A 13,565-nucleotide genomic window follows, 5' to 3' on the forward strand; every position below is an offset into this window, starting at 1 on the left:
GCCTCATAGGCTTCTCGTATGCCTCCAGCAACCGTGCTCGTCGTCGAGGACGACCCCACGATCAACCAGGCACTCACTGATCGCCTGACCGCCGAGGGGTTCGTCGTCCATCAGGCGTTCGACGGGCCGTCAGCGGTCACCGCCGCTGCCACCCACAATCCGGACGCCGTGATCCTCGACGTCATGCTGCCGGGATTCGACGGGCTCGAAGTGTGCCGCCGCATCCAGGCCACGCGCGCCGTGCCGGTCCTCATGCTGACCGCTCGCGACGACGAGACGGACCTGATCATCGGGCTCGGCGTCGGGGCCGACGACTACGTGACCAAACCCTTCCGCATGCGCGAGGTCGTTGCCCGAGTGCATGCACTGCTTCGACGCGTCGACCGTGCGCGAACCATGTCGTCCGCTGGCGAGACCGTGACGATTCACGGCCTCACCGTCGATCGCAGCAGCCGCCGAGTGCAGGTCGACGGTTCCCCGGTGCACCTCACTCCCCTCGAATTCGATCTTCTCGTCGCGCTCATCGAGGAACCCGGCGTCGTCCGGACCCACGACGACCTCATGCGCGAGGTGTGGGGCTGGCCGGACACCTCCGGCACTCGCACGCTGGCGAGCCACATCAAGGCTCTGCGCGCGAAGATCGGGCCGCAGCGAGTCCGCACGGTGCATGGCGTGGGTTACGCGTTCGAGGTTCAGTCATGAATACCGACCGCCCGCTCGACGGCTTCCGCTCGATCAAGGTCAAACTCGGAATTCTCGTGGGCGCGAGCATCGTCGCCGCGGCACTGATCGCCGAAGCCGCCGATCGTTCCGGTGTTTCCGCGTTGCTGACGATCCCCGTGACGGTGGCCATCGCCCTCTTCGTCACGCAGTGGCTGGCTCGCGGAATGACCTCGCCGTTGCGTGAGATGACGGCGGCCACTTCCGTGATGGCGACGGGTGACTACTCGCGGCGCGTCGCTGCGACGTCTCTTGATGAGGTTGGTGAGCTGGGCCGGGCGTTCAATGCGATGGCCGCCGAACTCGCCGCGTCCGACCAGCAACGCCGGCAACTTGTCGCGACGGTGTCGCACGAACTTCGCACACCGTTGACCGCCCAGCAGGCGCTTCTCGAGAACCTCGTCGACGGTGTCATATCGCCGGATTCGGCGGCACTCCACACTGCCCTCACACAGGCCGAACGTCTCAGTTCGCTCGTCTCCGACCTTCTCGACCTCAGTCGGGTCGACGGTGGATTGACCCGACTGCATCTCGTCCCGGTGTCCGTCGAAGCGATCATCGAGCAAGCGGTCGCCGAGGCACGCACGGGTGGCGCGGAGAGTCGTAGTGTGGAATTCGCGGTCGACGTGGAGCCCTCACTCGAGGTCACCGCAGATGCCGGCCGTCTCGCCCAGGTCGTCACGAACCTGCTCGACAATGCGGTTCGCCATTCGCCACCCAGCGGTGTCGTGACCGTGCGCGCGGGCCGTAAGAACCCGGACCGCTGGGTTCTCGAGGTTCAGGACGAGGGCCCCGGAATCCCGCCCGATCGCACCGAACACGTTTTCACCCGATTCGGATCGTGGACGGAATCCGGTGGCAGCACCGGACTCGGCCTCGCAATCGCCAGTTGGGTGTGTGAACTACACGGCGGCTCCATTGCCGTAGCTCCGAGCGAAACCGGCGCACTGCTACGTGCCGTGCTGCCGATCAACCCCGCGCCTAGGGCGCACATCCCGAAGGAGGAACCGGCGATGCATTCCGCCGTCACCACACCACCCACACCGCCGCCGGCCGAGCCGGAACACGACGCTGCGATGGATTCGTTGTTCGGCGACTTGTGGCCCGAGACCGATCGCCGGGTGCGCCCCGGGGTGTTGCTGGCCGCGGCGTCCGTCGGCTTGCTCGCCGCGATCCTCTACCCGCTCCGAAACAGCCTCGGACTGACCGACATCATCGTGTTCCTCGCGGCCGGGGCGACCGTGCTGACGGTCGCCAAGCGGCGCCGTGAGAAATGGACGCTCGTCCTTACCGCGATCTGCCTGGCGCTCGGCTCGTTGGTGGCCCTGCGCGCGGCCGAGTGGGTCGCGGTCCTGTCCATGTTCATCGTGCTCATCCTGACGACCTCCGGACTCACCGCCGCGCGCTCGGTGCCGGGCATGGTCGCCGCCTTCGTCTCCTGGGGCCTCGGGGGTATCCGCGGACTGCCGCTTCTCGGGCGCACGCTGGGCTCGCTGTCCAAGCACTCGTCGCTGTGGCCCGTGGTCCGGACCGTCGCGATCTCGTTGTTGCTGCTCGTCGTGTTCGGTGGTCTGTTCGCCTCGGGCGACGCGGTCTTCGGATCGTGGACGGACGCGATCATCCCGGACATCAACGTCGACGGCTTCGTCCAGCGCGCCTTCATCTGGTTCTTCATCGGTGGCATCGTGCTGGCCGCCACCTACGTCGCAATCAACCCACCGAACGTCGACAAGTTGTCGCTCGGCCAGGGCAAACCACTGAGCCGGACGTTCGAATGGGCGGTACCGCTGGGATTTGTCATCGCGGTGTTCGCCGCGTTCGTCGCCGCCCAGGCCACGGCGATGTGGGGCGGGCACGACTACGTGCAGCGCACCACGGGCCTCACGTACGCCGACTATGTGCACCAAGGATTCGGACAGCTCACTGCGGCGACCTTCCTGACGCTCGTCACGGTCGCACTTATCAGCCGTAAGGCACCGCGAGACCTCGCGCTGCTGCGCGGTGGCATCGGACTGCTGTGCACGCTCGCGCTGGCGGTCGTCGCTTCTGCACTGTTCCGGATGCACGTCTACCAGCAGGCCTACGGCTGGACGGTCATGCGCATGCTCGTCGACGCCTTCGAACTCTGGATGGGACTCATCCTGGTCTTCGTCATCGTGACGCGCGTGATTCAGCGAGAGAGTGCGGCCTGGCTGCCGCGGGCAGCGCTGTTGTCCGGTGCGATGTTCGTCCTGGTCATGGGCGCAGCGAACCCGGAGGCGTGGGTCGCGCAGCAGAACATCGACCGGTATCGCGACACCGGCAAGCTCGACCTCGACTACCTGCGGTCACTCGGCGACGACGCGATACCGACCATCATCGATGGTCTCCCGCTCAACATCGCCCAGTGCATCGTGAACAAGCCGGAACCAGCCAAGTCCATCCTGGACTGGAACCTCGGCCGCGAGCGAGCCGTCGACGCGACGAGGGACTTCCCCGCAGAGCCGACGACCTGCCCGGTTATTTCGCAGTCGAAGTAAGCCCGAACTCGCCCAGCAGCGATCCCGCCACCTCGAAGTACGCCTGCGCGCCCTTGTTCTTCCGTCCCGCGAGGACGGTCGCACCAGACGCGCTGGCCTCTGCGAATCGAACGGTGCGCGGGATCGGCGGCGTCAGGACAGGCAGTCCGTAGCGGTCGGTCACGTCCGCAAGAACGTCACGCGTGTGCAGCGAGCGGGCGTCGTAGAGGGTCGGGAGCGCACCGAGGATCTTGAGATCCGGGTTGGTGATCTCCTTGACCTCGTTGACCGTCCGCATCAGCTGGCCGACGCCGCGGTGCGCGAGGGTCTCGCACTGCATCGGCACGAGCACGGCGTCCGCGGCGGTCAGGCCGTTGAGCGTCATGATTCCGAGCGACGGCGGGCAGTCGATGATGATGACGTCGAACTGGTCCTTCACCTTCGCCAGCGCCCGCTTGAGGCTGTATTCGCGGCCCGGGCGCATGAGGAGCACCGCGTCCGCACCGGCCAGGTCGATGGTCGCCGGAAGCAACGTGACGCCGTCGGTGGTGTCAAGCAGAACCTCCTTGACCTCGACACCAGCGGTTAGCACGTCGTGCACGGACTTCGTGATTCGATCGGGGTTATGTCCGAGGGAGAAGGTCAGGCATCCCTGCGGATCGAGGTCGACGACCAGGACACGCTGGCCGTGCGCGACAAACGCCGCACCGAGAGACGCCACCGTAGTGGTCTTGGCGACTCCGCCTTTTTGATTTGCGACAGCAAGTACCGTGGTCACGGCCTCGATCTTCGCGCAGATGAGCGACACATGCGATCACCGTCACACTGCGTGTCCGCCCCGTTAGACACTTCAGAAACAAATCTTCCACAGAAATGGCGTTCCGAGCAAAGGCCCACTACACGCCGTCGTCGACCGGCATCATTGGCGCATGGCGCGTTCGAAACCCAGGCTTATCCTCCTACGCCACGGCGAGACCGAGTGGTCGAAGTCCGGACAACACACTGGACGCACCGATCTGCCGCTCACTGCGGAGGGTATCGAGCAGGCACGAGCCACGGGACTCGCCGTGAGCAAGCTGAACCTGCACAATCCGATTGTCTTCACCAGTCCTCGGCAGCGCGCGATCGTGACTGCCGAACTCGCCGGCCTGGTCCCGGACCACACGACGGAACTGCTCGCCGAATGGGATTACGGCGAGTACGAAGGCATCACCACCAAGGAGATTCGAAAGACCGTTCCCGGCTGGACGGTGTGGACCCACCCGTGCCCGGGCGGCGAAACCCACGAGGAGGTGGCGGCTCGGGCGGATGATGCGCTCACCCTGTTCGAGCCGATGATGGAGGACCGGGACGTCGTCCTCGTCGGCCACGGGCACTTCTCGCGCGTCCTCGTCGCGCGCTGGACCGGAATGCCGCCCTCGTGCGGCGTCGCCTTTGCGATGTCACCCGCGGGCTGCACGATCTTGGGCTACGAGCGGAAGACGCGCCAGATCCATACCCTCAACGCAACGTTTTACAGTCAGTAGATTTCGGCAGCCCAACGCGTCGACGACGGCAGGAACACCAGCACGAGCGTCGCGACTGCGGCGAGTGCCAACGGGATGCCGTACAGCAGCTGCTGTGACGAGATGACCATCCACGCCACCGGCAGCATCACGATCTGGCTGACCACCGCGATCGAGCGGCCCCACCGATGACCGAGGAACAGCGCTACACCAGCCGCCGCGACGCCTCCGCCAAGGATGATGAACCACACCGCCTCGGCCACCCCGTTCGCGATCGTCTGATCGGCGCCAAATGCGGCGCGAATGACGAGCACCAACGCGAGGACGACTCCCACGACGCCCTCGAGCGCAACGAGTCCGCCGGCCACCTTGATGGTGTTCGGCGTCGACGTCGCGACGGAATCGGTGAGTTCACGATCATCTGGCACGCCTCAAGGGTAATGGTGTCGGGCCGGAGCGAAGTCTCCGAAGCGACCAAACGGCTCGGCGGACGCTAGGCTGATGCCCCGTGCGCGCTCTGCTGATCGTCAACCCCTTCGCGACCACGACTGTGGCGAAGTGCGGTGAAATTCTGGCGCACGCTCTCGGCGACAAAGTGCACTTCGAGGTCCGCACGACCTCCCACCGGGGCCACGCCTCCGAGATCGCAGCGCAGGCCGCGAAAGACGGCATCGACCTCGTGGTCGTGCACGGCGGCGACGGCACGATCAACGAAGTGGTGAACGGCATGGTGCCCGCCCCGGTTGACGGCAAAGTCCCGACCGCTTCGATCCCCATGCTGGCGATCCTCCCCGGCGGTTCGGCCAACGTGTTCGCCCGCTCACTCGGAATCCCGAGTTCGCCCGGGAAAGCCGCACAACAGTTGGCGCACCTGCTCGTCGCCGGCGAAGACCGCCGCGTAGGCCTCGGCTGGGCCGAAACACAGTGGTTCACCTTCGCGGCTGGTCTCGGTTTCGATGCCGCGGTGTGCGAGCTCATCGACCAACAGCGCGCCCACGGAAAGTCCGCGAATCCGCTTCGCTACGTCCGCACCGCGTTCCGGGCGTTCTTCGCCTCCGACCGCGAGAAGCCGTCGCTGACCATCTACCGGCCAGGCCATCCACCCGCACCGGATCTGTTCTTCGCGTTCATCTCCAACACCTCGCCGTGGACCTACTTCGGGCTGCTGCCGGTCCACACCAACGCCACGACGCGCATCGAGAGCGGCCTGGGCGTCTTTGCGCTGCGGACGATGGATCTGTTCCCGATCCTGGCCACGGCGGGTCAGATGCTCGCTCTTCCGGGCGGGCCGGCGACGAAACAGATCCTGCGTGACGACAACGTAAACAGCGTGCGCCTGTCATCCACGCGGCCGTTGCCCTTCCAGCTCGATGGGGACTTCATCGACAACCGCGCCGAAATCGAGTTTTTTGCGGTCCCCGACACACTGACGGTCGTAGCTCCGTCTAAAACCGCAGGTTAGAGCGCTGTCGTTACCATTTTGTAGGCAAACCTAACTTAGTGAGCTTCTTCACCTCGCGCCGTTTTCCTCTTGACTTATCCCTGGTTCGTGAAAGCATTCACAAGCAACCGCGTGGAAACGTGGGCTAACCGGGATGTAAACAAACACCCCATAGCCCCATCCACACGATGAACGACAAACCCTCGTCGCATAAGGCTGGCGCCCGCGCGCGCAAATAAGGAGCATTTGGATGGACTGGCGTCACAAAGCAATCTGTCGCGACGAAGACCCGGAGCTGTTCTTTCCTGTGGGCACCTCGGGTCCGGCGATCGCGCAGATCGCCGAGGCGAAGCTGGTATGCAACCGCTGCCCTGTGACCGCTGAGTGCCTCTCCTGGGCCCTCAAGTCGGGTCAGGACGCAGGCGTGTGGGGCGGCATGAGCGAGGACGAGCGTCGCGCTCTCAAGCGTCGCACCTCCCGCACCCGGGCACGCAGCACCGTCTAACTGACGATCGAGTAGAACCCGGCACGAATTTCGTGCCGGGTTCTTCGTTGTCATAACTATCTGCGCCGAGTCCTCGCCTCAGCTTCATGGCCTGCCGTCCACAGCACCTGATCAGGCGCTCTCAACGGCACGTCATGCACTCGTGGGATCCGGACCTTGGTCCCGTCGCGCTCACACCCGCAGGATCATCGCGTGGAACCGATCTTTCGCGCCCGAGCGCTCCGCGACGGAATCTCCGACGAACGGCTACAAGCCGCCACCGCACGAAACGAGCTGATCCGTATTCGGAGCGGCGTCTACGTCCCGGCATCTGACTTCCGGGCAATGCACCTTGAGGACAGACATCGGACAGTCGTCATTGGTGGCGTTCCGCGGCTCCATGAGGATTCCGTTCTCAGTCATATCTCGGCCGCGGTACTTCACGGACTTCCGCTGTGGCGGACCGACGTCAGCCGCGTGCATGTCACCAGGCTCGGAGCAACGACCCGCACGACTAAGCGCACCCGGTTCTCCGGCGCCCCGCTCACCCTCGACGAAGTCACGTGGATCGACGGCTATCGCGTCACCTCACTCGATCGCACGGTTCTGGACATCGCCCGGTCGCTTCCCTTCGAGCAGGCGGTCGTGGTTGGCGATGCCGGAATCCACAAGGGTGCCCAGGTGAAAGCGGTTCCGGACGTGCGCAGCGAACAGGCACGACGGATTCTGGCGTTCCTCGATGGTCGAGCGGAGAGCCCGGGCGAATCGCGCAGCCGGGTCCTGATGGACCGGCTCCGCATCGCCAAGCCCCAATCGCAGATCACCATTCTCGACATGGCCGGCCGGTTCATCGCTCGAGTCGACTTCTGCTGGCCTGAGTTCGGGCTGGTCGGCGAGTTCGACGGGTTGCTCAAGTACAAGGCCGTGCATGGCGAGGATTCGTCGGCCGTAGTCGCCGACGAGAAGCGCCGCGAGGACCGCCTGCGCGCGGCGGTGGCACGTCGTGCGCTGGGTGTGGGACGACCTCGACCAACCGACACAGATGCTGGCGGACCTACGAAGCCACCTGCGCGAGCGGGTCGCTGCGCCGTCACCGTGGCAGGTCTAGGAATTCATGGGTTGCGGGATCGAGCATCGACTACCTAGCCCAGCTGCATGGCCTGCCGTTGACAGCACCTGATCAGGCGCTGTCAACGGCAAGCCACGCACCCAAGAAAGAACTACCGCCCCGAGCGTCGGCCCAACGGCACCCGCACGACGGCATCGGTTCCACCGTCTTCGGCGGGGTGCAGGCCGATCGAACCGCCGAGTTCGGCGGTCACCAGCGTGCGAACGATTTGAAGTCCCAGGCGGTCCGAGCGCTCGAGACTGAATCCCACCGGCAAGCCACGCCCGTCATCGTGCACCACCACGTCGAGCCAGCGCGCCGAACGTTCGGCCCGCATCGTCACGGTGCCGGTCACACCGGGTTCGAAGGCGTGCTCGATCGCGTTCTGCACGAGTTCGGTCAGGACCATGACCAGCGGAGTCGCGCGCTCGGCACTGAACACTCCAAGACTGCCGAGGCGACGGATCTTGACCGGGGTACTGACGGTCGCGACGTCGGACATCATCGGGACGAGTCGATCGACGACCTCGTCGAGGTTGACGTCTTCGTCCACGGACATCGACAAGACGTCGTGCACCGCGGCGATCGACTGAACGCGTGCGACGGACTCGGCGAGTGCCACGCGCGCTTCCTCGTTCTCAGTTCGCCGGGCCTGCAGCCGAAGCAAGGCCGCCACCGTCTGGAGATTGTTCTTCACGCGGTGGTGGATCTCGCGGATCGTCGCGTCCTTCGACAACAGCGCGCGGTCACGTCGCTTGACCTCGGTGACGTCACGGACGAGTACGGCGGCACCGGCCGGTTGCTCGGCGAGCCGAAGAACGAGCGTTCGCAGCAGGACCGTCGCACCGTGGGCGTCCACCTCCATCCGGCGTCCCGTGCGGCCCGCGAGGGCAGCACGAATGTCGTTGGCGACTTCCTGGGCGTCGAAGGGGTCGGTCACCAGGGCACGGGTCAGCGCGGCGAGATCCTGACCGGTGAGATCGCTCGTGAATCCCATGCGGTGATAAGCAGACTGAGCGTTCGGGCTCGCGTAACTGACGAGTCCATCGTCGTCGAGACGGATGAAACCGTCGCCCGGACGGGGGCTGGAGTGCGTGGCGGCGCGGTCTTCCGGCGTCGGAAACGTGCCCTCGCCGATCATCTGGCACAGGTCGTCAGCGCACCGCAGATAGGCAGACTCGAGCGGGCTGTTCATGCGGCCGCGCACGATCGCCGAGTCGCGACTGATCACGGCGATGACGTCACCGTCGCATCGGACCGGGATCGCAATGCAGGTCGTGCAGTCTTCGCATCGCTTGCACTCGGCGCCGAGATACTCGACTTCGTGACTCACCAATGCGCGAATGACGTGTGGATGCTCGCTCGAGTGCGCGATCGAACCGACCGCGTCTTCCGGGATCACGGTCGGTGCGGTGGTGGGCCGGCATTGTGCGACACATACGACGTCACTACCGGACGTGACTGGACCGACGCCGACCCACAGGAGCAAATCGGCGAACGCCAGATCAGCGAGGAGTTGCCAGTCGCCGACGACGCGTTGCAGGTGGTCAACGGCCTTACCTGGTAGGTCAGTGTGTTCGGCGAGGAGCTCACTCAGTGTCGCCATCCGCGCTCCCTCTTCTCAGGAAAAACTGCTCGCGACGCTCGAGCCGCTGGCGCCTAGAACACTAATCGAACGGGGCGACAAGATGGCCGATGCCGGTCCAGCCAACCACACATGAAAAGATGGTGTGCAACGCAGGTAGACCGAGACGCGAGGAGGACCTCATGGGTAAGCGTGGCCGCAAGAAGAAGGCACGTAAGGGAAACGCAGCCAACCACGGTAAGCGACCAAACAGCTAAGACGTCAGAACGCCGGCCTCCACTTGGGAGACCGGCGTTTTTCTTTGCCAGAATTCAGCTTTCGCCGCGAATGGTCAGCGACCGGATGTTGATCTGAAGTCGGGAACGCAGACCCTCCGGCGCGCGCTCACCACCGCATTTGCGTCCGATCAGGCGCTTGACCTGCTCTTCGATTCCGTACGCCTCGAGACACGGCCCACAGTGATCCATGTGATGGCGAAGCGTGTCGCGAATGGACTCGCTGCACTCGTTGTCGAGGAGTTGGGAAATGTCCGCGAGAACCGCCGCACAGTCGATGTCGTCGTGGTCGTGGTCGACACTCATCGGGTTACTCCTTGCTCCGAGCGTCCGGTGTTGAAGCCGCGCTCGCGTGCCACATCCGCGAGCAGTTCGCGCAATTGCTTGCGGCCGCGGTGCAACCGCGACATGACGGTTCCGATCGGGGTTCCCATGATTTCGGCGATCTCCTTGTACGGGAATCCTTCGACGTCGGCGTAATACACCGCCATCCGGAATTCCTCCGGCAATGCCTGCAACGCGGCTTTGATCTCCTCGTCGGGCAGGGCGTCGAGCGCCTCCACCTCAGCCGAACGCAGGCCTTGCGACGTGTGTTCCGCAGCAGCTGCGAGCTGCCAGTCGGTGATCTCGTCGGTCGGGTACTGCGCAGGCTGACGCTGCTTCTTCCGGTATGTGTTGATGTAGGTGTTGGTGAGGATGCGGTACAGCCAGGCACGCAGATTCGTACCCTCGGTGAACGACGCGAACGCCGAGTAGGCCTTGGCGTACGTCTCCTGGACGAGATCTTCCGCATCGGCGGGGTTGCGCGTCATGCGCAGAGCCGCGCCATAGAGCTGATCGAGCAGAGGCAGAGCCTCGGTCTCGAACCGCGTGGCAAGATCTGCCGACGCGCTCTTGGAAGGGCGACCGGAATCGTCGACAGCGTCTTCTGGTTGCTTCGCAGGCTGCGCTCCGCTAGTCAAACTATTTCCTCCGGTTGGCGTGGTCTTCAAATCTACTCGGACAACCACACGCGGAATCACTGAAGGACGGCTTGCCGCCATCGTCGTCGCCGCTGCCATTACGCCATGCACCTCGCTCCGCCTCCCTTCCGTGGACAGGTAGTGCAACGCCGCAATGTACGACCCTGTTCCCCGCGGGTCAGAAAAGTGTGTCGTGACCTGCGTCATCCGCCGGGAGCAGCAGGTCAGGCGAATTGTTCTTAACGCTGTTGACCGCCGGCGAGACGTCCCGGATCTCGATTTGGGCGACCAATTCCGGGTCGATTCCGGCGACCAAACGCTTCTCCGGACGATGGTCCGGGTCGAGCCATGCCGCCCACTCCGATTCTGCGAGCAGCAGTGGCATCCGGTTGTGCACGGCCGTCAGCCGGTCGACGGCGTCAGTCGTAAGGATCGTGCAACTCAGTACTGGTTTCGTGCCGGCGCCGCCCCGCCAGACCGACCACAGTCCCGCCGCATACAACCGGCCACCGTCCGCCCGGTGCATGTAATGCGGAGTTTTCGTGCCCGAATTCGAAACGGTCCATTCGAACCAACCGTCCATCGGAACGAGGCATCGACGCGAGGTAAACGAATCCCGAAATGCCGCAGTTGTCGCGGCCGCTTCGGCGCGGGCATTGAACAACGGTTTACCGCGCTCCGGAACACCCGGCGACGACTCCTTGGTCCAGTGCGGAATCAGCCCCCAACGCATTCGGCGAATCCGGCGCGACGCCGGATCGTCCGGATGGTCACGATCGTGCCGATCGACGACCGCCAGGACCTTCGTCGTCGGCGCAACGTTGTAGTTGGGCCCGGCTTCGACATCGAGGAGCGTTTCGGTGGGGTCCGTCTCGTCGAGCGCATCGAGTTCAGCAGCCAAATCCGCAGGTCCGACCGTGGTTGCATACCGTCCACACACGCCTCAATCGTGCCATGTCAACTACCGCAGGGCTGTGACGTATCCCACTCAACTCGTGTAACCAGTGATAAAGCTGTTATCAACTTGTGAGAATTGTGATCATTCCGCGACATATCTCGACGCGGTTGCGAGATGATCATGAAACGATCAAACGACTTCGAGTTCAACGGGCTCGATGAAGGGCGGTTCACAATGTTTGCCTCAGTTCTTCGCGTCAATTCCCGTCGGGCGCTCGCCGCTGTCGGTGCATGCGCCGCGGTCGCAACTGGAGCTCTTCTGGCCCCTGGCCAGGCCTTGGGTGACACGCCATTCGACATGAATTCCTTCATGGCTTCGGCCGGCGGAAATCAGTTGAAGGTAGTCACCCTCACCAATAACGAACGCGCCAAAGCCGGCTGCGGGTCACTGACGACGTCAAGCAACCTCAACGTCGTCGCACAGGGACACGCTAGCGACATGGCAATCAACAACTACTTCAGCCACAACTCGCAGAACGGCGACACGCCGTTCGACCGAATGCGCGCCGCCGGAGCCGCCGGCTCGGGCTACATGGGCGAGAACATCGCGTGGGGTCAGACGTCGCCGGAGCAGGTCGTCGCGGCCTGGATGGCCAGCGCCGGCCACCGTAAGAACATCCTCAACTGCAACTTCAAGGGAATCGGCATCGGTTACGCCGTCGGAGCGGACGGCAAGACGTACTGGGTTCAGGACTTCAACGGCTAGCGCATGGGCCCATTGTCGGTTGATTAGTTTTGCCAGCCACGCAAGGATCGGTGCGTGAGTCTCTGGAGCGCGCCCGTGGCCGCCGAATCCATCGTTGCCACGGTCGAACTCCCGGGTTCGAAATCGATCACCAACCGGGCGCTCGTCCTCGCCGCACTTGCGGACGGCGAGTCGACGGTTCGAGGCACCCTTCGTAGTCGCGATACCGATCTCATGCTCGGGGCTTTGGCCGCGATGGGGATCGGTATCGATTACGTCGGTGCGCCGGAGAGTGCGACAACTGTCGTTGTTCGGCCCAATCCTCTGACGGGCGGACACGTCCACTGCGGGCTCGCAGGCACCGTGATGCGCTTCGTCCCGCCCGTCGCCGCACTTGCCGACGGTATCGTCACCTTCGATGCCGACGAGCAGGCCTACCAGCGTCCGATGGGCACCGTCATCGGCGCCCTCCGCGAACTCGGCGCTCTCATCGACAGCGACCACCTGCCGTTCTCGGTGCACGGCCACGGCCGCTTGCTCGGTGGCAGTGTCACCATCGACGCGTCGAGTTCGTCGCAGTTCGTCTCGGCTCTGCTCCTGGCCGGCGCGCGCTACGACCTGGGCGTCAACGTCAAGCATGTCGGCCCGCAGGTGCCCTCCCAACCGCACATCGACATGACGGTCGAGATGTTGCGCGACGCAGGTGTCTCGGTCGACGTCAACGGTTCGAATTGGCACGTATCCCCCGGCCCCATCAAGGCGCGCGAGTGGGTGATCGAGCCCGACCTTTCCAACGCCACCTCGTTCCTCGCCGCCGCGGCAGTGACCGGCGGCCGCATGACCGTCCCGCACTGGCCCTCGGCGACGACCCAGGCCGGCGACGCGATCCGCGGCATCCTCGCGGACATGGGGGCCGACGTTTCCCTTGACTCGGACGGCCTCACTGTGGTCGGCACGTCGCTCCACGGAATTGATGCCGATCTACATGACGTCGGTGAACTGACTCCCACCATCGCGGCCCTCGCCGCGCTCGCCGACGGTCCGACGACGCTGCGCGGTATCGCCCACCTGCGCGGCCACGAGACCGACCGACTCGCCGCGCTGTGCACCGAGATCAACGCGCTCGGCGGTGATTGCACCCAAACCGCGGACGGCCTGCACATCACACCGCAGCCACTCCATGGCGGCGTTTGGCACAGCTACGCTGATCACCGGATGGCGACCGCGGGCGCGATCATCGGCCTCCGGGTACCCGGCGTCGACGTCGAGAACATCGAGACGACCAGCAAGACTCTGCCGACCTTCGTCGACCTGTGGAATGGAATGTTCCAAGGATGATCGAACG

Annotated in this window: 14 protein-coding genes and 2 pseudogenes; 10 read left to right on the top strand and 6 right to left on the bottom strand. The window is 64.5% G+C overall.

Annotated elements, in window-relative coordinates; all coding sequences use genetic code 11:
- Nucleotides 1-18 precede the first annotated feature (18 nt).
- The 3 genes and pseudogenes from F600_RS0124240 to F600_RS32760 all read left to right on the top strand — a co-directional run.
- Complete coding sequence (locus F600_RS0124240) at nt 19-702, top strand: response regulator transcription factor (RefSeq protein ID WP_018163259.1); 684 nt, start codon at nt 19-21, stop codon at nt 700-702.
- Nucleotides 699-1,688, top strand: a pseudogene (locus F600_RS32755) (HAMP domain-containing sensor histidine kinase); the annotation flags it as partial. The gene F600_RS0124240 and the pseudogene F600_RS32755, both read left to right, overlap by 4 nt.
- Nucleotides 1,689-2,024: 336 nt before the next feature.
- A pseudogene (locus F600_RS32760) lies at nt 2,025-3,239 on the top strand (DUF4153 domain-containing protein); the annotation flags it as partial.
- Here the strand turns inward: F600_RS32760 and F600_RS0124250 are convergent.
- Nucleotides 3,220-3,996 (bottom strand): ParA family protein, encoded by a 777-nt coding sequence (locus F600_RS0124250; protein WP_026306903.1) that lies wholly within the window; start codon nt 3,994-3,996, stop codon nt 3,220-3,222. The pseudogene F600_RS32760 and the gene F600_RS0124250 overlap by 20 nt on opposite strands.
- A gap of 151 nt (nt 3,997-4,147) precedes the next feature.
- On the opposite strand from F600_RS0124250, the gene F600_RS0124255 reads away from it, so the two are divergent.
- Nucleotides 4,148-4,744 carry an acid phosphatase gene (locus F600_RS0124255; protein WP_018163262.1) on the top strand — a complete coding sequence of 199 codons (597 nt, stop codon included), beginning with the start codon at nt 4,148-4,150 and terminating at the stop codon, nt 4,742-4,744.
- Here F600_RS0124255 and F600_RS0124260 read toward each other — a convergent pair.
- Nucleotides 4,738-5,151, bottom strand: a complete 414-nt coding sequence (locus tag F600_RS0124260) for a hypothetical protein (protein WP_018163263.1) — start codon at nt 5,149-5,151, stop codon at nt 4,738-4,740. The two genes, F600_RS0124255 and F600_RS0124260, sit on opposite strands and share 7 nt — an antisense overlap.
- A gap of 80 nt (nt 5,152-5,231) precedes the next feature.
- Here F600_RS0124260 and F600_RS0124265 point away from each other — a divergent pair, with 80 nt between their 5' ends.
- The 3 genes from F600_RS0124265 to F600_RS29710 all read left to right on the top strand — a co-directional run bounded on the left by F600_RS0124265 (nt 5,232) and on the right by F600_RS29710 (nt 7,794).
- Nucleotides 5,232-6,185, top strand: a complete 954-nt coding sequence (locus F600_RS0124265; protein WP_018163264.1) for a diacylglycerol/lipid kinase family protein — start codon at nt 5,232-5,234, stop codon at nt 6,183-6,185.
- Between the two features lie 229 nt (nt 6,186-6,414).
- Nucleotides 6,415-6,669 (top strand): WhiB family transcriptional regulator, encoded by a 255-nt coding sequence (locus F600_RS0124270; RefSeq protein ID WP_018163265.1) that lies wholly within the window; start codon nt 6,415-6,417, stop codon nt 6,667-6,669.
- A 192-nt stretch (nt 6,670-6,861) separates the two neighbouring features.
- Complete coding sequence (locus F600_RS29710) at nt 6,862-7,794, top strand: hypothetical protein (RefSeq protein WP_051090904.1); 933 nt, start codon at nt 6,862-6,864, stop codon at nt 7,792-7,794.
- A 74-nt stretch (nt 7,795-7,868) separates the two neighbouring features.
- Here the strand turns inward: F600_RS29710 and F600_RS0124280 are convergent, their stop codons facing one another.
- Nucleotides 7,869-9,362: a sensor histidine kinase gene (locus F600_RS0124280; protein ID WP_018163266.1), complete on the bottom strand. Its 1,494-nt coding sequence runs from the start codon at nt 9,360-9,362 to the stop codon at nt 7,869-7,871.
- Nucleotides 9,363-9,523: 161 nt separating this feature from the next.
- On the opposite strand from F600_RS0124280, the gene F600_RS32765 reads away from it, so the two are divergent.
- Nucleotides 9,524-9,598 carry a 50S ribosomal protein bL37 gene (locus tag F600_RS32765; RefSeq protein WP_370670700.1) on the top strand — a complete coding sequence of 25 codons (75 nt, stop codon included), beginning with the start codon at nt 9,524-9,526 and terminating at the stop codon, nt 9,596-9,598.
- 54 nt (nt 9,599-9,652) lie between these two features.
- Here the strand turns inward: F600_RS32765 and rsrA are convergent, their stop codons facing one another.
- From rsrA to F600_RS0124295, 3 genes are all read right to left on the bottom strand, one after another.
- On the bottom strand, nt 9,653-9,922 hold the full coding sequence (rsrA, locus tag F600_RS0124285; RefSeq protein ID WP_018163267.1) for a mycothiol system anti-sigma-R factor: 270 nt from the start codon (nt 9,920-9,922) through the stop codon (nt 9,653-9,655).
- A complete protein-coding gene (locus tag F600_RS0124290) occupies nt 9,919-10,677 on the bottom strand; it encodes a sigma-70 family RNA polymerase sigma factor (RefSeq protein ID WP_370670699.1) in 759 nt (252 codons plus the stop codon). The genes rsrA and F600_RS0124290 overlap by 4 nt, the downstream gene beginning before the upstream one ends.
- Nucleotides 10,678-10,756: 79 nt before the next feature.
- Nucleotides 10,757-11,518: an SOS response-associated peptidase gene (locus tag F600_RS0124295; RefSeq protein ID WP_018163269.1), complete on the bottom strand. Its 762-nt coding sequence runs from the start codon at nt 11,516-11,518 to the stop codon at nt 10,757-10,759.
- Nucleotides 11,519-11,656: 138 nt separating this feature from the next.
- On the opposite strand from F600_RS0124295, the gene F600_RS29715 reads away from it, so the two are divergent.
- Together F600_RS29715 and aroA are read left to right on the top strand one after the other, a co-directional pair.
- On the top strand, nt 11,657-12,241 hold the full coding sequence (locus tag F600_RS29715) for a CAP domain-containing protein (protein ID WP_162141475.1): 585 nt from the start codon (nt 11,657-11,659) through the stop codon (nt 12,239-12,241).
- Nucleotides 12,242-12,295: 54 nt separating this feature from the next.
- Nucleotides 12,296-13,558 (top strand): 3-phosphoshikimate 1-carboxyvinyltransferase, encoded by a 1,263-nt coding sequence (gene aroA, locus F600_RS0124305; protein ID WP_026306904.1) that lies wholly within the window; start codon nt 12,296-12,298, stop codon nt 13,556-13,558.
- Nucleotides 13,559-13,565 lie beyond the last annotated feature (7 nt).

It is taken from the genome of Smaragdicoccus niigatensis DSM 44881 = NBRC 103563, assembly GCF_000380645.1.
GTDB classification, from domain to species: Bacteria; Actinomycetota; Actinomycetes; order Mycobacteriales; family Mycobacteriaceae; genus Smaragdicoccus; species Smaragdicoccus niigatensis.

Excerpts from the sequence above, each read along its gene's own strand:
- F600_RS0124240 (WP_018163259.1), top strand. The coding sequence starts at position 19 with ATGCCTCCAGCAACCGTGCTCGTCGTCGAGGACGACCCCACGATCAAC.
- F600_RS0124255 (WP_018163262.1), top strand. The coding sequence starts at position 4,148 with ATGGCGCGTTCGAAACCCAGGCTTATCCTCCTACGCCACGGCGAGACC.
- F600_RS0124270 (WP_018163265.1), top strand. The coding sequence starts at position 6,415 with ATGGACTGGCGTCACAAAGCAATCTGTCGCGACGAAGACCCGGAGCTG.
- F600_RS0124280 (WP_018163266.1), bottom strand. The coding sequence starts at position 9,362 with ATGGCGACACTGAGTGAGCTCCTCGCCGAACACACTGACCTACCAGGT.
- rsrA (WP_018163267.1), bottom strand. The coding sequence starts at position 9,922 with ATGAGTGTCGACCACGACCACGACGACATCGACTGTGCGGCGGTTCTC.
- F600_RS0124290 (WP_370670699.1), bottom strand. The coding sequence starts at position 10,677 with ATGGCAGCGGCGACGACGATGGCGGCAAGCCGTCCTTCAGTGATTCCG.
- F600_RS29715 (WP_162141475.1), top strand. The coding sequence starts at position 11,657 with ATGAAACGATCAAACGACTTCGAGTTCAACGGGCTCGATGAAGGGCGG.